We start from the raw sequence: 22,331 nt of genomic DNA on the forward strand, positions 1-22,331 counted from the left end.
CTGCGCGTTTCTACCTAGCGCGTTCGCCAGAAAAATGAATCAAACTGAGCACTGACTCATTATTCAGTTTAATTCATTTGCTTCCCTTTCGGGGGGCACAAATCACCAGCCCGATGACCATGGACCGCCTGCTCGATGCCGCCCCCGCGACGCCTGACGCCCGAGCGGCCGAGAACGAATTTCGCCGCCAGGTGCGCGACTACTGCGAGCGCGAACTGCCGCACGACGTGCGCGAGAAGGTGCTCGGCAACCTGTTCCTCACCAAGGAAGACAACCTGAAGTTCCTCCGCTCGCTGGCCGGTCGCGGCTGGGTGGCGGGGCACTGGCCGCGTGAATACGGCGGTGCCGATTGGACGCCGCTGCAACGCTTCGTGTTCGAGGAAGAGAGCATGCGTTGCGGTGCGCCCTGGCTCATTCCCTTCGGCGTCAACTATGTCGGACCGGTGATCTACACCTTCGGCTCGGCGGCCCAGAAAGCACGCTTTCTGCCGCCGATCCTGGCCTCCGAGGAGTGGTGGGCGCAGGGCTATTCGGAGCCGGGTGCCGGCTCCGACCTGGCGGGTCTCAAGACCCGCGCGGTGCGCCGGGGCGACCACTACGTCGTGACCGGCCAGAAGACCTGGACGAGCTACGTGCAATGGGCCGACTGGATGTTCTGCCTGGTGCGCACCGGCGAGGCGTCGCGGCCGCAACAGGGCATCAGCTTCCTGCTGATCGACATGCGCACGCCGGGCGTCACGGTGCGGCAGATCAAGACCATGGACGGCTGCCACCACGTCAACGAAGTCTTTCTCGACGAAGTCAGGGTGCCGGTCGAGAACATCGTCGGCGAGGAGGGCAAGGGCTGGAGCTATGCCAAGTTCCTGCTCAGCAACGAGCGCATCCTGTCGGCCGAAACCGGGCGATCGATGCGCCAGCTCGGGCACCTGAAAGCGCTGGTCGACGGTTCGCCGAGCGACGGCGTGGTGGATCGTGCGGCTTTCGATCGCCGCTTCGCGCAGATGGAGCTGAAACTGCACGCGCTGCGCGCCTTTTGCCTGGCCTATGCGCGCAGCATGGATCCCAGCCAGCCGCCCGGGGTCGAAGCGTCGATCATGAAGATCCGCGGCTCCGAACTGCAGCAGCAGATATCCGAAGCCACGCTCGACTGGCTCGGCAGCAGCGCCATTGCGTACGACCCGGCCGACGTGCACGGCGCGCACGCGGCGTCGCCCGTTGGCCCGGCCGACGCGAGCGGCGCGATCCGCGAATACCTGCATGGGCGGGCCTCGACCATCTACGGCGGATCGAACGAGATCCAGCGCAACATCATCAGCAAAGCGGAGCTGGGCCTGTGAAGACCAAGATCTGGCGCGACGAAACCGATGCCGCGCTCGACGATGCGGCGAGCCGCTACACGGCCGAGCGCTACCGTTTCGAGGTGCGGCAACGGCTCACGCGCGACGAGCGCCGCTTCGACGCCGCGGTCTGGAAGGACATGGCCGACATGGGCTGGCTCAGCGTGGCCACGCCCGAGGAAGAGGGYGGCCTCGGCCTGCGCGTCGCATCGATCTGCCTGCTGGCCGAAGCGGCTGGACGGGCGCTCGTCACCGAGCCGTTGACTTCGAGCGGCGTGCTCGCGCCGTACCTCGTGGCGCGCCATGGTAGCGCAGCGCAGCGCAATGCGCTGTTGCCGCGCCTGCATGCCGGCGCGCTGCGAATTGCTTGCCTGCTGGCCGGCGACGCGGTGCGCGTCGAAGCCGGGCGCCTGCACGGTCGCCAGCAGGTCGTGGTCGATGCCGACATCGCCGAGCAGATGCTGGTGCGCAGCGGCGATCGCCTCTGGCTGGTCGACGTGAACGCTCCGGGCGTGACGCGCCGGACGTATCCATTGCTCGACGGCCGGGGTGCGGCCACCGTGACCTTCGAAGCGGCCGAGGCCACGCCGCTCGGCGCCGGCGATCCCGCCGACCTGCGGCACGCGCTCTGGCTCGCCGCCCTGGCCACCGCCGCCGATTCGCATGGCGCGATGGCTGCCGCCTTCGACCTCACGCTCGACTACCTCAAGACCCGGCGTCAGTTCGGCAACCCGCTCGGCACCTACCAGGCGCTGCAGCATCGCGCCGTCGACCTTTACGTTGCGCTCGGCGAAAGCCGCGCCGTGCTGGACCAGGCCATCGAATCGCTCCAGGCCGGCGCCCCCGATGCAGCGCGCGACGTGCATGCCGCCAAGGCGCTGATCGGCGAAAGCGCCCGGCGCGTGACGCAGGAGGCGGTGCAACTGCACGGGGGTATCGGCGTGACCGACGAGTACGCGGCCAGTCACTACTTGCGCCGCGCACGCGTCAACGAGCAGCTCTGGGGCTCGGCAGAGCAGCACTTTCTGGCGTTCGCGGCCGCCGCGCCGGCCGCCACCATTTGACGAGGACGTTCATGGATTTCGCTTCCTACCAGTGCATCGAGTTCCGCCGCGACGGCCGCATCCTGACCATGGTGCTGAACCGACCGGAACAGCGCAATGCAGTCAATGCGCGGCTGCACCACGAACTCTCGCGCGTGTTCACCGACGTGCAGCGCGACCGGGATTCCGACATCGTCGTGCTCACGGGAAACGGAAGCGCGTTCTGTGCCGGCGGCGACATCGACTGGATGCAGCTGTCCGTCGACGAGCCCGACGAGTTCGAGAAGACGGCGCGCGAAGCCAAGGACATCGTCTACTCGCAGCTCGACCTCGAGAAGCCGCTGATCTGCAAGCTCAACGGCCATGCGACCGGGCTCGGAGCCAGCCTCGCGCTGCTGTGCGACATCATCATCGCGTCGGACGAGGCCAAGATCGGCGACCCGCACGTGAGCGTGGGCCTGGTGGCGGGCGATGGCGGTGCGCTGATCTGGCCGCAACTGGTCGGCTACGCCAAGGCCAAGAAGTACTTGCTGACCGGCGAACTCATGCTCGCGGCCGAAGCCGAGCGCATCGGCCTCATCACCGACGTCGTGCCGCGTGCCGAGCTCGATGCCGCCGTCGACGGCATGGCGCAGCGGCTGGTGTCGGGCGCCACCAAGGCCATCCGCTGGAGCAAGGTCGCGACCAATCTGCCGCTGCGCCAACTGTTCCACAGCTATTTCGACGCCGGCGTGGCGTACGAATGCATGTCGAACCTCACGGCCGACCATGCCGAGGCAGTCAAGGCTTTCCGCGAGCGCCGCAAGCCGGTGTTCACCGGCCGCTGAATCTTTCAAGGAGACAACATGAACCGCATCGATCGCAGAAGCATCCTCAAGTACTCCGCGGCGGCTGCCGCAGCCGCGACCGGCCTGCCGGGCCTGGTGCGCGCGCAGGGCGGCCCATTCAAGATCGGCCTGATCACGCCGCTCAGCGGCCCGCAGGAGTTCATCGGCTCCTACGTGAAGAATGGCGCCGAGATCGCGGTCGACCAGATCAACAAGTCCGGCGGCATCATGGGCCGCCAGGTCGCGCTCGAGATCCGTGACGACAAGGCGAATCCGGCGGCGGCGCTGGCCGCGGCCCGCGAGCTGCTCGGCGCCGGCATCAATCTGCATATCGGCGGCATCTCGAGCGCCGTGGTGCTCGCGCTCGGCCCGGTGATGCAGCAGGAAAACGGCGTGTTCGTCACCTGTGGCGCCGGCACGGAGAAGATGAATCACGAGAACTACTCGCCCAACCTGTTCCGCCCGGGCGACTCGCCCGACGCGCGCACCCGCGCGCAGGCCAAGCTGATGGCGCAGAAGTACCCCGACATCACGCGCTGGACCGGCCTGGTGCCCGATCACGAATACGGCCGCACCACCTGGGCCATCTTCGTGGACGGCCTGCTGGAATACTATCCGTCGATCGCGAAGAAGAAGCCCGAGATCCTCGAGCCGATCCTCATGCCCTACGGCGTGGCCGACTACCGCAACTCGATCACGCAGGCCTTGCGCCAGCAGGCTGACGGCGTCTTCAACTGCACCTACGGCGGCGACGCGATCACGATGTTCCAGCAGGCGCGCGGCTTCGGCCTGATGCAGCGCTACAAGGTGGTGTGCGACGCGGCCAACGAGTTCCTGGTGGCGCGTGGCCTCAAGGCGCAGCTGCCACCTCAATGGACGGGCATGCACTACTACGCCGAAGCCAACAAGGGCAACCCGCTGAGCGACCGTTTCGTCGCCGACTACCTGGCCAAGACCAAGGACCCTGAGCCGCTGGGCTGGGCCGCGGAAGCGCATGCGAGCATCTATGCGCTCAAGCAGGCGATCGAGAAGGGCAAGTCCACCGACACCGCCGCCGTGATCGCCAACCTCAAGGGGCTGACCTGGGACACCGTCACCGGCCCGCGCACCATGCGCGCCGAGGACAACCAGGCGATCAAGGACGTGGAGCTGGTGTATATCGAGCCGGGCACCGGCGAGAAGGGCTACAAGGTCACGCAGTACGTGAAGGTCGACGGCAAGTCCGTGATCTTCCCGCCCGCGCCCGGCAAGAAGCTCACGCTTCGCACCGCCTGAGCGGACAGCGCGCGCGCCAATGCAAGCTGCCGATATCGCGACCCTGCTGGTCAACAGCCTCACTTGGGCCATGGCGACGTTTCTCGTGGCGGCCGGGCTCACGCTGGTGTTCGGCACCCTGCACATCCTGAACTTCTCGCACGGCGGCTTCTTCATGATCGGGGCCTACATGGCCTATTCGCTGGCCGGCGCGATCGGTGGTGCGCCGTCGATCGCGGTCTACCTGTTCGGCTCGCTGGTGGCCGGCGTGCTCGTCGCATTGCTGGGTCTGGTGGTCGACCGGCTGGTGCTGCGGCGGCTGGCGGGCGTGGAGGATGCCTACGTGCTGATCGCGACCTACGCACTGCTGCTGGTGTGCGAAGGCTCGACCAAGCTCGTGTGGGGCCTCAACTACCACAGCGTGCTGCCACCGGCTTCGCTCGACGGCGCCTGGCTGCTCGGCAACGCGGTGCTGCCCAAGCTGTCTCTCTTCATCATCGGCGCGGGGGTCGTGGTGTACGCGGCGCTCGAATACTTCCTCAACCGCACCAAGCCCGGCCGGCTGGTCAAGGCCATCGCGGCCGACCCGTGGATGGCACGGCTGCTGGGCGTCAACGTGCGGCTGGTCTACACCGCGACCGTGGCGCTCGGCTTTGCGTTGGCCGGCATCGCGGGCGGGCTGCTGGTCTCGAACCAGACCCTGTCGCCCACGCTCGCCAGCGCCTTCGTGATCCAGGCCTTCGGCGTCATCATCATCGGCGGCATGGGGAGCATCAGCGGCGCGTTCCTCGGCTCGATCCTGCTCGGCTGCATCGATGCGTTCGGGCAGTGGGTCCTGCCGGGCCTGCCGGGCTTGCCGTTCTTCGTGGCGATGACGCTGATCCTCCTGCTGCGTCCCCAGGGCCTGATGGGCAAGGCGAAACACTGATGATGCGCACCACCACCACCACCACGAGCTTCATCGGCGGCGGACTGCGCCGCGACCTGCTGATCCTGCTGGGCGTGATGGCCCTGGCTTGCTGCGTGCCGGGCCTGCTGAACCGCGGGCTGGTGTTCATTGCCGGCATGATCTGGATCAACGCGGTGTTCGGCCTGTCGTTCAACCTGCTGTTCGGGCTATCGGGCGTGCTGAGCTTCGGCCAGGCGATGTTCTTCGCGGCCGGCGCCTATGCGGCGGCCGTGTTGACGCAGCATCTGGGCCTGCCCTTCGTTCCCGCGCTGCTGTTGTCGGCGCTGACAGGCGCGGTGCTCGCGGGTCTCGTCGGCGTGGTGGCGCTGCGGCGCAGCGAGGGCGTGTACTTCGCGATCCTCACGCTGGCGTTCGCCGAGTTGCTGCACCTGCTGATCGCCAACACCGCGCTGCTCGGCCGCAACGACGGGCTGCCCGGGCTGCAGCGGCCGCGCCTGGGCTTCGGCGGCTGGCAGGTCGACCTGGCGGCGGGCGACAATTTCTACTACTTCATCGTGGCCGTATGTGCGCTCCTGATCCTGTTCATCCGCTGCGTCATCGACACGCCGTTCGGCCGCGCGCTGCAGGCGGTCAAGCAGGACCCGGAGCGTGCCGAGTTCCTGGGCATTCCGGTGCGCATGCACCGCCTCGTGGTCTTCGTGCTGGCCGGGGCCACCACGGCCGCGGCCGGTGCGCTGGTGGCGCCCTGGGCGCAGATCGTCACGCCGGATCTGGCGCACTGGTCGAACTCCACCAACCCTATCCTCTACACGCTGCTCGGCGGCAGCGCCTATTTCTGGGGGCCTGCGCTGGGCGCGGTGGTGCTGTCGGCGGTGTTCTACCTCACGCGCACGCTGGCGGGCATGTCGGACATGGTCACCGGGCTGCTGTTGCTGGTCGTGGTGGTGTCGATGCCGGGCGGAATTCTCGGTCTGTTCGCGCGCTGGACGCGCAGGGAGGGCCCGCGATGAACCCGACCCTGCTCGAAGCCACTGCACTCGACCGATCGTACGGGCGCATTCGCGTGCTGCGCGACGTGAGTCTGACCGTCGGCACCGGCGAGTCGCATGTGGTGATCGGCCCGAACGGTGCCGGCAAGACCACGCTGTTCAAGGTGCTCACCGGCGAGTTGTACGCCGACCGTGGCGCCGTGCGCTTCGGAAGCCGCGACGTCACGCGCATGTCCGCGCACCAGCGTGTGCATCTGGGCTTCGGCCGCACCTTCCAGGTGGCCAAGGTGTTCCCCAGGCTCAGCGTGCAGGACAACCTGCGGGTCGCGCTCGAGGCGCGCGTGCGCCGCGCCAATCCGCTCGGCCGTGTGCCGAAGGCGCAGGCGGAGGCCTTTCCCGGCGCCATCGAGACGCTGCTCCACGACACAGGCTTCGGCGCCCAGCGCGACAGCATCTCGGGCATGCTGGCCTACGGCGACCGCAAGCGGCTCGAGATGGCGATGGTGCTGGCGCTTGAGCCCGCCGTGCTGTTCCTGGACGAGCCGACCGCCGGCATGTCGGCCGCCGAGCGCCACGCCACCGTCGAGTTGCTCAAGGCCGTCAAGCGCAAGCGCAGCCTCTCGATGCTCATGACCGAGCACGACATGTCCGTGGTGTTCGGCCTGGCCGATCGCATCTCGGTGCTGCACTACGGGCAGCTCATCGCCTCGGGCACACCCGAAGAGATCCGCACCAACGACAAGGTCAAAGAGGTCTACCTCGGCGACGGGGAAGAAGACCATGCTTGAGGTGCGCCAGTTGCACGCCCGCTACGGAGACAGCCGGGCGCTGTTCGGCATCGACATCGACGTGCCGGCGCAGGGCGGCGTGGCGCTGCTGGGGCGCAACGGCGCAGGCAAGTCGACGCTGATGAAATCGCTGCTCGATGCGGGACCGCAAACCAGCGGCGAGATCCGGCTCCATGGAAAGCCGTTGGCCGGCCTGACGACCGAGGCGCGTGCGCGGCTCGGGCTGGCACTGGTGCCCGAGGATCGGCGCATCTTCACCACGCTCACCGTGCGACAGAACCTCGAACTGGCCTGGCATGCGGTCGGCAACGCGCGGCCCACGATGAGCATCGACCACGTGTGCGCGCTGTTTCCGCTTCTGAAGGATCTGCTCGACCGCCTGGGCTATCAGCTCTCCGGCGGTCAGCAGCAGCTGGTGGCGGTGGCGCGCGGACTGATGGCCTCGCCGGTGCTGCTGTTGCTCGACGAGCCGGCCGAGGGCCTGGCGCCGAAGGTGGCGCAGGATCTGGCGCGCCAGGTGCGCGCTGCACGCGAGAAGCTCGGGCTCACCGTGCTGGTGGCCGAACAGAGCATCGCCTATGCGCGCCAGTGCACCGAGTACGTGTACCTGCTCGACAGCGGCGCGCTGGTGTTCCAGGGCGACTGGCCGGCCTTCGATGCGCGGCCGGAACTCAAGGCCCGCTACCTCGCCGTGTAGGCACCAGGAGACCGACTTGCGACTAGACATCAGCGGATGGAACGTTCATTGGGACGAGGGGCGCGCCGCGCGATGGGTGGCCGGTGGCCAGTGGCTCAACCGCACCCTCGCCGACGCGGTACGCGAGGCGGCGCAGACAGAACCCGGACGCGTCACGCAGCTTTGCGGCGGCCGCGAGGTCACGGCCGGCGAAGTGTGGGACAAGGCCCGGCGGCTGGCCTCGGCCCTGTGGCAGCACGGCTTTCGCGCCGGCGATGTCGTCGCGTTCCAGACGCCCAACTGGCACGAGGCCGCTTTCATCGACGTTGCGGCCTGCCTGCTCGGGCTGGTGGTGTGCCCGATCGTCACGATCTACCGCGACCGTGAGGTCGAGCAGATCCTGTCCGACAGCCGGACCAAGGGCATCTTCATCGCGGAGAACTTCCGCGGCTTCGACTTCGCCGCCATGCTCGCCCGGCTGCAGCCGGCGCTGCCTGCATTGCGGCATGTGTGGACGGTGCGCGGCACCCCGGGCACGGGCTGCGATCTTCAGGACCTGATCGCGACGGCGCCACCGCTGCCCGCGCTGCCACCGGTGTCGCCGGATGCCGTCAAGCTGGTGCTCTACACCTCGGGCACCACGGGCCGCCCGAAGGCCGTGCTGCACTCGCACAATTCGCTGATCCGCGCCACGCTGATGTGCGCGCGGCATTGGGGCATCGCGCCCGGCGACACGACGCTGATGCCATCGCCCGTCACCCATGTCACCGGCTTCAGCCACGCACTGGAGATGCCGTTCTACGGCGGTACGCGCTGCGTGCTGATGGAGAAGTGGGACGCGGCCGCTGCGGCCGCCATCATCGAACGCGAGCAGGTGTCGTTCACCATCGGTGCCACGCCGTTTCTTCAGGAACTGATGGACGTGGCCGAGTCACAGGGCCTCGCCCTGCCGTCGCTGCGCCTTTTTCCTTGCGGCGGCGCGGCGGTGGCGCCCGAGATCATCTACCGCGTGGCGCGCGTGCTGCCCAACTGCCGCGCGTTCCGCGTCTACGGCTCGAGCGAGGCGCCGATGATCACGCTCGGCTTCTGCGCGCCGGGCCAGGAGCGCCTGGCCGCCGAGACCGACGGCGAGATCGTCGACTATGAAGTCCGGGTGGTCGACGTCGAAGGCCATACGCTCGAAACGGGGCAGGAAGGCGAGATCTGCGCGCGCGGGCCGTCGCTGTTCCTCGGCTATGCCGACCCCGAGCATTCGGCCGAGGCCTTCGACGCCCAAGGCTTTTTCCGCACCGGCGACGTCGGCTATGTGACGGCCGACCACGCGGTGGTGTTCACCGGCCGCATCAAGGACCTGATCAATCGCGGCGGCGAAAAGATCAGCGCCAAGGAAGTGGAAGACCTGCTGCACCAGCACCCGGCCGTGATGAACGCGGCGGTGGTCGCGATGCCGCACGCGCGGCTCGGCGAAACGGTGTGCGCCTATGTGATCGCGAAGCCGGGGGCGAGCGTCACGGCGGCCGATATCACCGCGCTGCTCGACGCGGCCGGCGTGGCGAAGCAGAAGTACCCCGAGCGCTTGTTCTTCGTCGACGACTTTCCGAAGACGGCCTCGGGCAAGGTCAAGAAGGACCTGCTGCGCGCCGACGTGCGAGAGCGGTTGACCAAGGCCGCAGCATAGCTGCCTCGCTACTGCCCGACGACCGACCAGCCCGCCTGCTGGTTCGTCTTGTCGTTCTCGTACTCCCAGCGCGTGCCGCAGGCGTCGCATCGGTAGCTGGTGACGTTGACGGTGTGGCCGCCGCTGTCGCCGTCGCTGCGCTCTTCCTTGCGGCTGGACAGCTGCACCAGCTCCGCATGCCCGGGCGCGCGGCGCCAGTTGCGCTGGATGCCGGCGCATGAGGCGCAAAGCACCATTTTCTTCAATTCGGCCTGTCGGTTGGACTCGTTCGCCATGCGGCTTGTGCTCTCTCTGTGGAATGGTTCGCTCGGTCGAGCATGTTAGCGCGCACGGACCAGGAACGGCACAATGAGTGCACCATGCGTCCCCGGTTTCTCGTCCTTGTGATGGCCATCACGCTCGGCGCCGTCTGCAGCGCCGAGGTGGTTCGCTGCGCGGACGCCGCGGGCAATGTCAGCTACACCGACGGCGCCTGTCCCGCAGGCGCCCGCCCCGTGGGGCGCGTGGTGATCCCGCCGCCGGCCGATCCGGTCGTCGACGCCGACCGGGCAAGGCCATTGCAGCGCGAACCGACGGAGGCCGCCGCGCGCCTGCCGCCCGCACCCGCAGGCCCCATCGTCATCGACTCGCGCGGCCACAGCGGCAGCGGTGTCGAGCCGGCCGGCGATTCGCGCTGGAGCGATCGCGGTGCCGATGCCTGGGTGCCGGACGATGGCTACGCCGTCCCGGGCGCCTATCGCCGGCCGCCGCCGCCGCGCGACATGCGGCCGCGCGTGCGCCGCTGCGATGAAGCCGGTTGCGAGGACAGGCAGGGCAACCGGTACAACCATTCCGGACAGCTGGAACGCTACCAGAGCCTCGACGGCAGGACCTGCCGGCCGGTGGGGACGACCACGGTCTGCCGCTGAACGTGATCCCGCGCCGGCGCCGCCGCTATCGGGGGCAATCACCGCCAACGGACACGCTGCCGTCCTTGCATTCGGTCAGGATGGGTTCGCCGCGCGGGCGTGGCGCAGCGGCCCCGGGCTCGGCGCCGCGGTCGCGCTGGTAGACGATCTTCCGGCTGCCCAGCTCGCAACTGCCCACCACTTGGCCATCCGCGGGCGCCGCGGCATCGACCGTGGTGACCGTGAAGCGCGCCACGCCCGCCGCGGCGATCTTCGCCTCGATCTCGGCGCGCAGGGCCTCGCAGCTCTCGGCGGCGCTGGCGGCGCCGGCGAGAGCCCAGGCACAGCAAATCAGCCAGGGTTTGATCATGGGCGTCGATGCTCGCATGCGCCGACGCGATCCGCCAGCGCTTCTGCCGTACGGGCTCGACACAGATGTAGCGAAAGGTAGGCGCGCCGGTTCATCGGTCGCCGTGCTTGCGCGGCGATCCTGGCCTGTCAGTAAACTCGCCCCGTGACCTCACCCGCCCCCGCAGCCCATCCCATCCTCCTCGGTTGCATCGCCGACGATTTCACCGGCGCCACCGACCTCGCCAACAACCTGGTGCGCGCCGGCATGCGCGTGGTCCAGACCATCGGGGTGCCGGAAGGCCCGCTCGGCGCCGAGGTCGACGCCGTCGTGGTGGCGCTGAAGTCGCGCACCGTCCCCGCGGCCGAGGCCGTGGCGCAATCGCTGGCGGCGCTGCACTGGCTGCAGGCGCAGGGCGCGCGGCAGATCTACTTCAAGTACTGCTCCACGTTCGACAGCACGCCCGCAGGCAACATCGGCCCGGTCGCCGAGGCGCTGATGGACGCGCTGCACTGCGACTTCACGATCGCCACGCCGGCCTTCCCCGACAACAATCGCACCGTGTTCAAGGGCTACCTGTTCGCGGGCGAGGTGCTGCTCAACGAGAGCGGCATGCAGAACCATCCGCTCACGCCGATGACCGATGCCAACTTGGTGCGGGTGCTGCAGGCGCAGTGCCGGCGCAAGGTCGGCCTGATCGACCACGTCGCGGTGGCGCAGGGCGCCGAGGCGATTCGCGCGCGCATCGCGCAGTTGCGCAGCGAGGGCGTGGGCATCGCGATCGTCGACGCGGTGTCCAACGACGACCTGCTGCGCCTGGGTCCCGCGCTGGCCGGCATGCCGCTGGTGACCGCCGGCTCGGGCGTCGCGATCGGCCTGCCGGCGAATTTCGGCATCGCCCCCTCATCGACCGCGAGTGCGCTGCCGGCGCCGACCGGTCTCCGGGCGGTGGTGTCGGGCAGCTGCTCGCTGGCCACCAATCGCCAGGTGGCGGCGTTCATCGCAACGGGCCGGCCGGCGCTGGCGGTCGATCCGCTGCAGCTCGCGGCCGGTATCGACGTCGTCGGGCGGGCGCTGACCTGGGCCGAGCCGCTGCTGGACGGCGGCCCGGTGCTGGTCTATTCCACCGCCGACCCATCGGCCGTGAAGGCGGTGCAGGGCCGCCTGGGCGTGGAGGAGGCGGGCGCGATGGTCGAGCGCGCGATCGCCGCGATCGCGCGCGGGCTGGTGGCGCGCGGCGTGCGCCAGCTGGTGGTCGCGGGCGGCGAGACCTCCGGCGCCTGCGTGCAGGCGCTGGGCATCGCGCAGCTGCAGATCGGCGCCCAGATCGACCCCGGCGTGCCCTGGTGCCATGCGGCCGGCGAGGCGGCCGGCGGCGCGGGCTTGCACATCGCGCTCAAGTCCGGCAACTTCGGCAGCGACGATTTCTTCACCAAGGCCTTCGAGCTGCTGTGACGCACGAGCATCGCGCCCGCGAGGAAATCTGCCGCATCGGCCGCAGCCTGTTCGAGCGCGGCTACGTGCACGCCACCGCGGGCAACATCAGCGTGCGGCTCGACGACGGTTTCCTGATCACGCCCACCGATGCCTGCCTCGGCTTCCTCGATCCGGCCAGGCTGGCGCGCCTCGACAGCGGCCTGCGCCAGACCCACGGCGACCGCGCCAGCAAGACCATCGCGATGCACGCACGCATCTACGGCGCGGCCRCCGGCTTCGATGCCGGCACGCGCTGCGTGATCCACACCCACAGCACGCACTGCGTGGCGCTCACGCTGCGCGAGACCGGCGACGAACTGCTGCCGGCCCTGACACCGTACTTCGTGATGAAGGTCGGCCACGTGCCCGTGATCCGCTACCACCGCCCGGGCGCACCCGAGGCGGCGGCGCTGGTGGCCCAAGCCATCGAGCGCTATGGCGCCGCCGGCACGCCGATCCGCGCCGTGATGCTCGAGCGCCTGGGGCCCAACGTCTGGCACGACACGCCCGCCGCGGCGATGGCGGTGCTGGAGGAGCTCGAAGAAACAGCCAGGCTCTGGCTGCTTGCGAACGGGCCTGCGGATCCGCCCGATGGGCTCGGCGAGGCCGAGATCAACGAGCTGCGGCGCAATTTCGGGGCTCGTTGGTAATCGGGTGTGCGCGCAGTCCACGCACTGAGGGTCACGATGGGGTCGCGTCTTATGGATGACGCGCGTAGCGACTGGGCGGTTGTCCGACATGGCGGCTGAACGCCGTGCTGAACGTGCTGGCCGAGCTGTAGCCGACTTTTTCAGCGATTTCGGTCATGGCGACGCCATGGCGGCTGAGCAGGGTCTTGGCCAGCGCCATGCGCCAGGCCAACAAGTACTCCATCGGGGGCACGCCCACGGCACGCGAGAATCGCTCGAAGAAGGTGGATCGGGACAGGGCGGCCTCCTTGGCAAGCGCCTCCACCGTCCACGAGCGCGCAGGCGCGCTGTGCATCAGCCGCAATCCAACGGCCACCCGGGCATCCGCCAACCCACGCAGGAGCCCGGCCGGGGCGCTGTCACGGGTATGGGAGCGCAGCGCCTCGACCAACAGCAGCTCCACGAGCCTCCCCAGCACCAGGTCGCGGCCAGGTCGCGCTTCGATGCACTCTTCCCTGACCAATTTCACCAGCATCGACAGGCGCTCGATGCCTCGCACATGCAGCAGGGTTGGCAGCAGTGAGACCAGCAACGCGGCGTCGGGTGAATCGAATTCGAAGTAGCCGCCCAGCATGCGCACATCCGGGGGGCCTTTGCGCCTGCCGTGGCGCAACTCGCCCTCTGGCGTCGGTGCCTGCTTGGGGTCGAAGAAAACCGGCACCGCCGGCTCCATGCCCGACAGCGTGAACCCGGGCGTCGCCGGCATCAGCACGAAGTCGCCCGCCTCCAGGGTCACAGGCTCTTGCTTGTCCACGGTCAGAACGCACCGGCCTTCCAGCATCGCGCAGAAACTGGGCTGGCCAAAGTCCGAGTAGAGCACAGCCCAGGAACCGGCGCCGCTGATCACCTTCGAGAACACTGCACGCGGTCGCAGCAACGTGATGACCTCCGCGAGTGGGTCCACCATGTCCGGACTCCTGCCAAAGAAAATCGGACTTTAGATTGTAGTGAGTCCGGACTTGACCCGATATCGTGAGGCCACCTTCCACTGCAACCAAGGAGTCTCGTCATGAAAACCATCCTGATCACGGGCTGCTCTTCCGGCTACGGCCTGGAGACCGTTCGCCATTTCCACGCCAAGGGCTGGAACGTCGTCGCCACGATGCGCACCCCGCGTGCCGATCTCTTGCCGCTGTCGGCTCGGCTGCGTATGCTGCCGCTGGACGTGACCCGGCCTGAAAGCATCGCCCGGACACTGGAGGCCGCGGGGCCCATCGATGTGCTGGTGAACAACGCGGGGGTGGGTCTGTTCGGTGCCTTCGAGGCGACGCCCATGGAGACGGTGCGCGACATCTTCGACACCAACACCTTCGGCACGATGGCGATGACGCAGGCGGTCTTGCCGCAGCTCCGCGCGCGCCGGTCGGGCCTGGTGGTGAACGTGACTTCGAGCGCCACGCTGGCCCCCATGCCACTGGTGGCGGCCTACACCGCCAGCAAGACGGCCATCGAAGGGTTCACTGCGTCGCTGGCCTTCGAGCTGGAATCGTTCAACGTCCGCGTCAAGCTGATCGAGCCCGGATATGCGCCCACGACGCAGTTCACGGCGAATGGCGCGCAGCGAATGCAAGGGCTGATCCCGGATGCCTATGCGTCCCATGCCCAGTCGATCTTCGCCGCGCTGGGCCAGCCCGCGGCCGTCACGACCGCACCGGATGTGGCGCAAGCCGTATGGCATGCCGTGAACGATGCCTCTGCACGGCTGCGCTATGCCGCCGGTGCCGACGCGGTCGCGCTCGTGGGGCGGAACGCAGCGTGCGCCGGCATGATTGGCGACTGCGAGGTCGCGTCGTGATTGCGCTCGGATGAACGAGGGTAAAGGGATTTACCATGTCGACGGCCCCGCAATGCGGGAGAGTGGGCGGCAGTTTGCATGGGGCGAGGAAGGCGAAGGCCAGACCCCCTCAAACGCTCGGCACGCGTACCGGTCCCGACGAGGATGGAGGTTCCAACGATGCCAAGAGTCGCCATCATCGGATCCGGGCCGGGCGGCCTGATCGCGGCGCGCTACCTGCAATCCGAAGGCTTCGAGCCCGTGCTGTTCGAGCAGGCGCCATTGCCCGGCGGCCAGTGGAGCGGCGACGCGATCTGCAGCGGCGTATGGCCGTCGATGCGCACCAACACCAGCCGCGTGCTCACCCAGTTCAGCGACCTGCCGCATGCGCCGGGCCTCGCGGTCTATCCGTCCAGTCGCGAGATCGGCGACTACCTGCAGCTCTATGCGGACCGATTCGGCCTGACCGCGCAGATCCGTCTGCGCACCAAGGTGCGCGAGGTTGCGGCGGTGCCCGGGGGATGGGCCGTGCGCCATGACACGCGCGACGAAGAGATCTTCGAGAAAGCCGTGATCGCCTGTGGCCGCTTCCAGCATTCGCGGATTCCCGAGGTGCCGGGGCTGGCGTCGTTCTCGGGCAACGATGGCGTGGCGCATACCAGCGCCTACAAGCATCCCGAGCGCTACCGCGGCAAGCGCGTCCTCGTCGCGGGCTGCGCGATCAGTGCCCTCGAGATTGCCAGCGATCTTTGCATGCTCGGCGCGGCAAGGGTGGTCGTGTGCCACCGTCGGCAGCGCTATGTGTTGCCGAAGCTCGCGGCCGGGGTGCCTTCGGACCATCGCGTGTTCACGCGCTTCCAGGCGCTGGCGGAGGAGTCGCTGCCGCGCAGCGAATTCGGTGAGATGCTGAAGGAGCTGGTGGTGGGATGGGGCGGCAGTCCGGAACAGTTCGGTGCGCCAAAGCCCGCCGACAGCATCCTCGAGGCGGGCCTGACATTGAGCCAGCATTTTCTTCCGCTGGTGGCCGAGGGCCGCATCGAGGTGCGGCCGTGGTTCGACAGGGTCGAAGGCACGCGGGTCAGCTTCAGCGACGGGCGTGCGGAGACCTTCGACGGCATTCTGTTCGGCACCGGCTTCGAACTGAAAATGCCCTTCCTCGGCGCACCGATCCGCCGCACGCTCAACCTCGACGCCCAGCGGCTCGATCTTTATCAGCACACCTTCCATCCGCAGTTGCCCGGGCTTGCATTCGTGGGCCTCTGGGATCAGTCGGGCCCGATGTTTCCGCCGATCGAGTTGCAGGCCCGGTGGATGGCCTATGTGTGGAGCGGCGCCATCGCAGCGCCGACGCTGGAAGCGATGCACGTGGGCGTTGCCGAGTGCCGCGCGCGTGGCGCCCCACAGAAAACCAAGATGAACCTGATGGCCTTGCTGTTTGCGCGCGCCGCGGGCGTGGAGCCCGATCCGCAGCGCTGGCCTCAGCTTCGGCGTGCCCTGTTGTTCGGGCCGCTCGCGCCGGTTTCGTTTCGCCTCGAAGGTCGCGATGCGCTGCCGGATGCGGCCGACCGGTTTGCCGATGAAGCCAAGGCCTTCGGATGCATGCAGTCCTCGCAGTTTCAGGACTCCGAATTGCAGAAGCTGCGGCGACTGGCCTGCGTCGCGCAGTCTGCGCAGGTCGCCGCGTGGGCGGCTGCGCCACCGGTCGCACCATGATTCCGCGACGACTGCTTGCGCGGTGGCATGCATGCGTCCGCCTTGCCCCATGGCTGGCGGCTGCCCGGCATCATGCCGGGCAGTTGATGGCGCACAATGGCGTCCCCCCTGGCTCTCGCAAAAGGATTTCGACATGACACGTCTCGCCTGGATGATGCTGCTGCCCTTCCTGCTGGCGGCCTGCGCCTCGGGTTCCAAAGACGTCGAAAAGTCGGTGCAGCCCACGCTGGCGGCGGCCGAGGTCCCGAAAGTCAAGGCGCAGATTCTCGCCATGCGCGACAAGACGCTCGACCAACTCTTTGCCCAGAAGCCCGAGACTCGCGAGGAGTTGAGGAAGGCGGTCGGCTACGCGGTGTTCGACTCCTCGCAGATCAACGTCGTGCTCTTCGTCGGGGCGCGCGGCACAGGCGTGCTGGTCGACAACGCGACGCAGGCGCCTACCTTCATGCTGGCAACGCGCGCCGGTACGGGCCCGGGTATCGGCTACAAGGATTTCCGCCAGGTGATGGTCTTCAAGAACAAGGAAGTGTTCGACCAGTTTCGCAGACTCGGCGCTGACGTGGCTGCGTCGGCCGACGCCACGATGAAGCTGCGCTCCGAGGGTGCGTCCGCGGACCTGTCGACCTCCTTCAATCCCTTCATCTCCACCTACCAGTTCACCGACCAGGGCCTCTTGCTGCAGGCCAACTGGGGCGGCGCCGCCTTCGTGCCCTACGCGCAGTTGAACCAGCCCCAGTAACGCTCCGGGCCTTCGCTCTGTCGGATCGAAGGCGTCAGTGTGCGAAGCATCGCTTCCACCAGCAAGCCGGGGCGTTGCGCGCCTTCGACGATGACGGTGTCGTTGAATTGAAAGTTCGGCACGCCGTGCATGCCGAGCGCCGCCGCCGGAACGGGAAATCCGGCCACCTCATCGGGCTATGCTGGCGGCGCTTTCTTCAAGAGATGGTTGCTATGAACAAGAGACTTGCCGCTTCACTGGTGCTGGCCATGGCCGCGTGGAGTTCGTATGCCGCAGACCTCGGCATCGTCATCGCCGGGCCCGTGGTCAGGAAAAATCTTCCTTCCGGCTCCGGCATGGCCTGGCACGCGGGAAGGTACTTCGTGGTTGGGGACGATTCCCCCTATCTGTTCACGCTGAATCGCAAGTTCGCGATCACCGATCGTTCCCTGCTGCAGGACTTTCCGGTTCAAAAGAACGGCCGCATCGCCAAACACATCAAGCCGGACTACGAGGCGATGGCCACCGTGGCATGGAACGGGGCTGTCTGGAATCTGATCCTGGGCTCCGGCGGCAAGAAGGGGGCGCGGGAAACCGGCCTCCTGGTCGCCACGGATGGCAAGTCCGCCTCGCAGGTACGGGACATGGCCGTGCTCTACCGGGACTTCGCCGCGCTCGCGGGTTTCAAGGGCGGCCAGATGGTCAACATCGAGGCCCTGGCCGTGGCCCATGGCGATGCCTATTTCTTCAACCGGGGCAACGCCGACCGGAACCTCCTTTTCAAGGTGGCGCTCGACGACCTCATGGCCTACATGACCGGCAAGGCCGACAAGATCACGGAGATCCGCCTGCATGAGGCCAGGCTGCCGCAACTGCAGGGGATCGAGGCGGGATTCTCGGGTGCCGACTACTGGCCCGAGATCGACAGCCTGGTCTACAGCGCGTCCGTGGAGGGCTCCGACAACGCCTACGCCGACGGTGCGGTGCTGGGCAGCTACCTGGGGCTGATCCCCCTGTCCACGTTGAAAGATGGAGCGCCACTGGACCTGACCCGAAGCGCGCAGCGCCTGTCCAAGGCCGGAGTGCCGCTCAAGACCAAGGTGGAGTCCATCGCGCTGACGCACACGGGACGGCGTCGCGCCACCGGTGCCCTGGTCAGCGACAACGACGACGGCAGCAGCGAGTTCTTCGACGTCGTGTTGACCATCAAGCCTGCGCCGCTGCATTGATTGCACTCTGGAAGCGATCGGGTCTGCACGTCGTTGACCGTTGCCGGCCGACGCCCGGATTACGATAAGCTGAGTTCCAGCCACCAGCAGTCATATCAAGGCGGCGCCGGTACGGCTTCGCTCAAGCTGCTCCGACCATGCCAACCGAGGTCTTCGCCATGCTCCAAATGCGTCCCGGGTGCGAGTGTTGTGACCGAGACTTGCCGCCCGATTCGGCAGCCGCGCGGATTTGCTCCTTCGAGTGCACGTTCTGCAGCGATTGCGCCGGCCAGCGCCTGGGCGGAATCTGCCCGAACTGCGGCGGTGAGTTGCTTGCGCGTCCACGACGCTTGGCCAGCAAGCTCGAAAAATACCCGGCTTCGACCACGCGGGTGTTCAAGCCCGAAGGTTGCGCAGCCGCACCCTGAGCTTCACCCTGCCAAGCGCGGTCGCGTCGCCGACCGGACGTTTCCGCTCAACCTTCAAAAAAAAGAAGAACGATGAGACTGCGCACTCCCTTTCAGTTTTCGAGCGCCTCACAAGAGGTGCGGCCCGTGACTCCATGGCTGGCGGTGGCCGCGTTGCTCACTGCTTGCGGAGGAGGTGGCGGTGGAGGTGGAGGTGTCGTTGGCGGCACCGCGACCCCTGCCCCAGCCGCACAGACGTCCGCCCAACTGCCGGCCAAAGAGGCGCTCAATGCTCGAGCGCGAGGCCTGGAGCTCGACACGACCTACGTGCCGCCACCCGGCGATCCGCTGGAGCACCACACCGCCGGCTTTGCCAAGACGATGTGTTCGGCGGTGTTCATCACCGGGCTGGATCCCGATTTCGCGGCCGAGAGCGTCGGCTACTTCACGGCACCGTATGAACAACGCAAGAAGGTGGGAAAGCCGGTGATCGACCGTGCGCGGAAAGAAATCCGCATCACGATCCCGAACGGCCCGACCCTGGTCGCGCGCCACTTCGGCTCGCAGGGTTGCATCACCCTTCCGCCTGGCCAGGACGACGTCTTCTTCAAGCCGGTGGAGATCAAGAGCGCATTGCCGGATCCGGCGGAAGTACCCTGGCCGATGGGGGACGTGCTGCCCACCGACCCGCCACCGGCCGGCGTCGACATGGCGAAAATCGGCCAGGCCGTGGAGGCCGCGTTTGCGCCCGACGCGTACACCGAAGCGTTCGTGGTCACGCACAAGGGGCGGCTCGTTGGCGAGCGCTACACGAACGGCATCGGGATCACAACGCCGCTCCAGTCCTGGTCCATGGGCAAGAGCGTGGTTGGAACGATGATGGGCGTTCTTGTCCAGCAGGGCGTCTATCAGCTCGACCAGCCCGCGCCAATTCCCGAGTGGCAAGGCGCCGACGATGGCCGGCGGAAGATCCGCATCTCGGACATTCTTCGCATGTCGAGCGGGCTGCGCATCAAGGCGCCGGACGATCCGGACTTCGACCCCAACGGCTCCTACCCCGATCACCTCTACTTCTACACCGGACGGAACAACGCGTTCACTTACGCGGCGACCCGGCCTCAGCAGTGGCCCCCCAACACCGTGGGCCGCTACCGCAACACCGATCCGGTGCTTGCGAGCTACCTGATTCGCCTCGCAGTCGAAAAGCGCGGCGAGGACTACCTCTCGTTTCCACAGCGCCATCTCTTCGACAAGATCGGCATCCGCAGCATGGTGATGGAGACCGATCCCCACGGCAACTTTCTCACGCAAGGCTACGAGGCGATGTCGGGGCGCGATTGGGCGCGCCTGGGCAATCTCTACCTGCAGGACGGCGTATGGAAGGGTGAGCGGATCCTGCCGGAGGGGTTCGTGAACTTCGTGAGCACCGTCGCCCCCGCCTGGGCGGCGGACAAGCGCATGATCTACGGTGGCTTCTTCTGGATCAATGGAGCGGCGACCTATGCCGTGCCGCAGACCGCGTACTACATGTTGGGTGCGGGCGGCCAGTTCGTCTTCGTGGTTCCATCGCACGAGCTGGTCGTCGTACGCCTGGGCCACGACAAGGGGGAGCGCTCCGGAGTGACCAGCCTCAACAAGGCCCTTGCGCTGCTGATGGAAGCCGTGCCTCGCGCGCAGTAGCGAAAATCGCCGCATGCCCCACGCCGTCTCCCTCCTGCGCGCCGCCCGCCTGGYGCGCAGCGTCAAACCCTTTCTCGCCCGTGGTGGATTCAAGCGCGAGCGTTGCGCGGGCTGCCGGCTCGTCCCCAGCCATTGCATGTGTGCCTTGCGCCCGTCGGTGGCCACACGCGCAGGGGTGTGTCTGCTCATGGCCGATATCGAGCCACTCAAGCCAAGCAACACGGGCTGGCTGATCGCCGACGTGGTGGCCGATACCTTTGCCTTTGGCTGGGCGCGCACCGAAACCGACCCCGCACTTCTGGCCCTGCTGGGCGACCCGCAGTGGCAGCCCTACGTGGTGTTTCCGGGCCAGTATGCGGCGCCCGAGCGGGTGGTGCGCACCGTGCAGCCGCCTGAGACCCGCAGTGGTGTGACCGGAAAACGCCCGCTGTTCATCCTGCTGGACGCGACCTGGGCCGAGGCCCGCAAGATGTTCCGTCGAAGCCCTTACCTGGATCCACTGCCGGTGCTGAGCCTGCAGCCTGACCAGATATCGCACTACAAGCTGCGCCGCTCCGGCCGCGACGACCACTTCTGCACCAGCGAGGTGGCTGCCTTGTGCATGAACCTGGCGGGAGAACACCTTGCCGAGCAAACCTTGGAGGCCTACCTGGCGGTATTCACCCATCACTATCTGCATGCGAAGAACCAGCAGCCCATTGCCTGGGATGGCACGGCGCACCAGCGGTTGCGCGAGGTTTCTCTCTTGGGACAAGCATGAACATTCCCTCAAGCATCGCCACTTTCTGGGACGCCTTCTGCGCCGAGATGGGAGAAGACTGCGCCGCCCGGTTCTTCGAGGCGTTCCACTTCGATGACAACGAAGCCGATGCCGACGCACTTGCGGACCTGGTACTCGCAGGTGTCAAACGGGCCACTGCCAGTCTCGTCTGGTCGTTCGAGAATGCCGGCGGCTCGCCACCCAAGCCGGGCGCCCTCAGTGTGGTCACCTACTGGGACGGAAAGCCTGCATGCGTCATCGAGACGCTGAAGGTCGAGGTTGTGCCCTTCGAGCAAGTCGGCGCAGAGTTCGCCGCGAGCGAGGGGGAGGGCGATGGATCGCTGGCGTACTGGCGCCGCGTTCACTGGGCCTACTTCGGCCGCGAATGCGCGCGCCTGGGCCGAGAACCCAGTCAGGTCATGCCTGTTGCGTGCGAGCGGTTCAGAGTCGTCTACAGAGCCGGCACCTGAAGGTACGACCTCGTCGTGTTCGTGTCGCAAGGCTCCCGAAATCGGAAGCTAAGGTGTGCCACCTTTGCCTTGGTGTTCACGCGGCGGGCTCATGCTCCACGCGAAGCATTCCAAGCGCGCGAACCAGGTCTGGCACGCCACGGGCGGCCATCTTCACCAGCGCGTTGGCTCGATAGACCTTGACCGTGCGCGCGGAAATCTCAAGGGCCTGGGCGATTTCCTTGTTCCGATGCCCAGCGCCCACCAGGTGCGCCACTTCTTGTTCGCGCGGGGTGAGCGACGCGTAGCACATTCTCATTCTGCCCAGTCGCACTTGTCTTCTGTACCGCGTGAGTCCTTTGGCCATGGCATTGTCGATTGCGCTCACGAGCGCCGCATTGCCGAAGGGCTTCAGAAGCAGGTCGGAGGCGCCAGCCTTCATCACGGACACGACATCTGCCGGGCTCGGCCTTGTCGCGATGACGATGCCGGGAACACCACAATCCGCTCCCTGGGCCAGCAGCGCCAGAAGTTCGTTCGGCATTTCGCGAGCATCGATGTCGACGACCAGACAGCCTGCTTCGCCGCCAATGCCCGACTCCGCAAACGATTCCCAGCACGCGTGGGCGCGAACCCCATGCCCTTCATTCCGAAGGGTCTGATCCAGAGCCGTGTGAATTTCACCATCTACCCCGACCAGGCGAACGACCCCTCTGTCG

Annotated in this window: 24 protein-coding genes; 20 read left to right on the top strand and 4 right to left on the bottom strand. The window is 67.4% G+C overall.

Features of this window, described 5'->3' with window-relative positions; translation table 11 throughout:
- Nucleotides 1-113: 113 nt before the first annotated feature.
- The 9 genes from AC1D2K_RS01600 to AC1D2K_RS01640 are packed head-to-tail and all read left to right on the top strand — an operon-like array spanning nt 114 to nt 9,502.
- Nucleotides 114-1,337, top strand: coding sequence for an acyl-CoA dehydrogenase family protein (locus AC1D2K_RS01600; protein ID WP_478085774.1), 1,224 nt, complete (start codon nt 114-116; stop codon nt 1,335-1,337).
- Nucleotides 1,334-2,401, top strand: coding sequence for an acyl-CoA dehydrogenase family protein (locus AC1D2K_RS01605; RefSeq protein WP_478085776.1), 1,068 nt, complete (start codon nt 1,334-1,336; stop codon nt 2,399-2,401). Before AC1D2K_RS01600 ends, AC1D2K_RS01605 begins: the two co-directional genes overlap by 4 nt.
- A gap of 11 nt (nt 2,402-2,412) precedes the next feature.
- On the top strand, nt 2,413-3,207 hold the full coding sequence (locus AC1D2K_RS01610) for an enoyl-CoA hydratase/isomerase family protein (protein WP_478085777.1): 795 nt from the start codon (nt 2,413-2,415) through the stop codon (nt 3,205-3,207).
- Nucleotides 3,208-3,225: 18 nt separating this feature from the next.
- Nucleotides 3,226-4,482, top strand: a complete 1,257-nt coding sequence (locus tag AC1D2K_RS01615; protein ID WP_478085779.1) for an ABC transporter substrate-binding protein — start codon at nt 3,226-3,228, stop codon at nt 4,480-4,482.
- A gap of 19 nt (nt 4,483-4,501) precedes the next feature.
- Nucleotides 4,502-5,389 (top strand): branched-chain amino acid ABC transporter permease, encoded by an 888-nt coding sequence (locus tag AC1D2K_RS01620; protein WP_478085781.1) that lies wholly within the window; start codon nt 4,502-4,504, stop codon nt 5,387-5,389.
- Nucleotides 5,389-6,381: a branched-chain amino acid ABC transporter permease gene (locus AC1D2K_RS01625; RefSeq protein ID WP_478085782.1), complete on the top strand. Its 993-nt coding sequence runs from the start codon at nt 5,389-5,391 to the stop codon at nt 6,379-6,381. Before AC1D2K_RS01620 ends, AC1D2K_RS01625 begins: the two co-directional genes overlap by 1 nt.
- On the top strand, nt 6,378-7,148 hold the full coding sequence (locus tag AC1D2K_RS01630; protein WP_478085784.1) for an ABC transporter ATP-binding protein: 771 nt from the start codon (nt 6,378-6,380) through the stop codon (nt 7,146-7,148). Before AC1D2K_RS01625 ends, AC1D2K_RS01630 begins: the two co-directional genes overlap by 4 nt.
- Nucleotides 7,141-7,845 (top strand): ABC transporter ATP-binding protein, encoded by a 705-nt coding sequence (locus AC1D2K_RS01635; protein WP_478085785.1) that lies wholly within the window; start codon nt 7,141-7,143, stop codon nt 7,843-7,845. Before AC1D2K_RS01630 ends, AC1D2K_RS01635 begins: the two co-directional genes overlap by 8 nt.
- A gap of 16 nt (nt 7,846-7,861) precedes the next feature.
- Complete coding sequence (locus AC1D2K_RS01640; RefSeq protein ID WP_478085786.1) at nt 7,862-9,502, top strand: AMP-binding protein; 1,641 nt, start codon at nt 7,862-7,864, stop codon at nt 9,500-9,502.
- 8 nt (nt 9,503-9,510) lie between these two features.
- Here AC1D2K_RS01640 and AC1D2K_RS01645 read toward each other — a convergent pair whose 3' ends face one another.
- A complete protein-coding gene (locus AC1D2K_RS01645; RefSeq protein ID WP_478085787.1) occupies nt 9,511-9,777 on the bottom strand; it encodes a hypothetical protein in 267 nt (88 codons plus the stop codon).
- Between the two features lie 84 nt (nt 9,778-9,861).
- Between AC1D2K_RS01645 and AC1D2K_RS01650 the strand changes: the two genes are divergently transcribed.
- Entirely contained in the window at nt 9,862-10,410 is a 549-nt protein-coding gene (locus AC1D2K_RS01650; protein WP_478085789.1) for a hypothetical protein, read from the top strand.
- A gap of 25 nt (nt 10,411-10,435) precedes the next feature.
- On the opposite strand, the gene AC1D2K_RS01655 is transcribed toward AC1D2K_RS01650, so the two are convergent.
- The gene (locus AC1D2K_RS01655) at nt 10,436-10,759 is read right to left on the bottom strand and encodes a DUF1161 domain-containing protein (RefSeq protein WP_478085790.1); all 324 of its coding nucleotides are present in this window, start codon (nt 10,757-10,759) and stop codon (nt 10,436-10,438) included.
- A 144-nt stretch (nt 10,760-10,903) separates the two neighbouring features.
- Between AC1D2K_RS01655 and otnK the strand changes: the two genes are divergently transcribed.
- A complete protein-coding gene (gene otnK / locus AC1D2K_RS01660) occupies nt 10,904-12,193 on the top strand; it encodes a 3-oxo-tetronate kinase (RefSeq protein ID WP_478085791.1) in 1,290 nt (429 codons plus the stop codon).
- The gene (locus tag AC1D2K_RS01665; RefSeq protein WP_478085792.1) at nt 12,190-12,864 is read left to right on the top strand and encodes a class II aldolase/adducin family protein; all 675 of its coding nucleotides are present in this window, start codon (nt 12,190-12,192) and stop codon (nt 12,862-12,864) included. Before otnK ends, AC1D2K_RS01665 begins: the two co-directional genes overlap by 4 nt.
- A gap of 49 nt (nt 12,865-12,913) precedes the next feature.
- Here AC1D2K_RS01665 and AC1D2K_RS01670 read toward each other — a convergent pair whose 3' ends face one another.
- Nucleotides 12,914-13,810, bottom strand: coding sequence for a helix-turn-helix transcriptional regulator (locus tag AC1D2K_RS01670; RefSeq protein ID WP_478085794.1), 897 nt, complete (start codon nt 13,808-13,810; stop codon nt 12,914-12,916).
- Between the two features lie 102 nt (nt 13,811-13,912).
- On the opposite strand from AC1D2K_RS01670, the gene AC1D2K_RS01675 reads away from it, so the two are divergent.
- The 8 genes from AC1D2K_RS01675 to AC1D2K_RS01710 all read left to right on the top strand — a co-directional run bounded on the left by AC1D2K_RS01675 (nt 13,913) and on the right by AC1D2K_RS01710 (nt 21,633).
- Nucleotides 13,913-14,698, top strand: a complete 786-nt coding sequence (locus tag AC1D2K_RS01675; RefSeq protein WP_478085795.1) for an SDR family oxidoreductase — start codon at nt 13,913-13,915, stop codon at nt 14,696-14,698.
- Nucleotides 14,699-14,857: 159 nt separating this feature from the next.
- Nucleotides 14,858-16,390 (top strand): flavin-containing monooxygenase, encoded by a 1,533-nt coding sequence (locus AC1D2K_RS01680; protein ID WP_478085797.1) that lies wholly within the window; start codon nt 14,858-14,860, stop codon nt 16,388-16,390.
- A gap of 133 nt (nt 16,391-16,523) precedes the next feature.
- Nucleotides 16,524-17,129, top strand: a complete 606-nt coding sequence (locus tag AC1D2K_RS01685) for a lipid-binding SYLF domain-containing protein (protein WP_478085798.1) — start codon at nt 16,524-16,526, stop codon at nt 17,127-17,129.
- A gap of 74 nt (nt 17,130-17,203) precedes the next feature.
- The gene (locus tag AC1D2K_RS01690) at nt 17,204-18,337 is read left to right on the top strand and encodes a DUF6929 family protein (protein WP_478085799.1); all 1,134 of its coding nucleotides are present in this window, start codon (nt 17,204-17,206) and stop codon (nt 18,335-18,337) included.
- Between the two features lie 158 nt (nt 18,338-18,495).
- Complete coding sequence (locus AC1D2K_RS01695; RefSeq protein WP_478085813.1) at nt 18,496-18,744, top strand: DUF1272 domain-containing protein; 249 nt, start codon at nt 18,496-18,498, stop codon at nt 18,742-18,744.
- A 126-nt stretch (nt 18,745-18,870) separates the two neighbouring features.
- Nucleotides 18,871-20,403 (top strand): serine hydrolase domain-containing protein, encoded by a 1,533-nt coding sequence (locus AC1D2K_RS01700; protein WP_478085801.1) that lies wholly within the window; start codon nt 18,871-18,873, stop codon nt 20,401-20,403.
- A 13-nt stretch (nt 20,404-20,416) separates the two neighbouring features.
- Nucleotides 20,417-21,163, top strand: a complete 747-nt coding sequence (locus tag AC1D2K_RS01705; protein WP_478085802.1) for a tRNA-uridine aminocarboxypropyltransferase — start codon at nt 20,417-20,419, stop codon at nt 21,161-21,163.
- A complete protein-coding gene (locus tag AC1D2K_RS01710; RefSeq protein WP_478085803.1) occupies nt 21,160-21,633 on the top strand; it encodes an ASCH domain-containing protein in 474 nt (157 codons plus the stop codon). Before AC1D2K_RS01705 ends, AC1D2K_RS01710 begins: the two co-directional genes overlap by 4 nt.
- Before the next feature lie 76 nt (nt 21,634-21,709).
- Here the strand turns inward: AC1D2K_RS01710 and AC1D2K_RS01715 are convergent, their stop codons facing one another.
- Complete coding sequence (locus AC1D2K_RS01715; protein ID WP_478085805.1) at nt 21,710-22,156, bottom strand: response regulator transcription factor; 447 nt, start codon at nt 22,154-22,156, stop codon at nt 21,710-21,712.
- Nucleotides 22,157-22,331 lie beyond the last annotated feature (175 nt).

Source organism: Variovorax sp. P1_H12_2 (assembly GCF_056405335.1).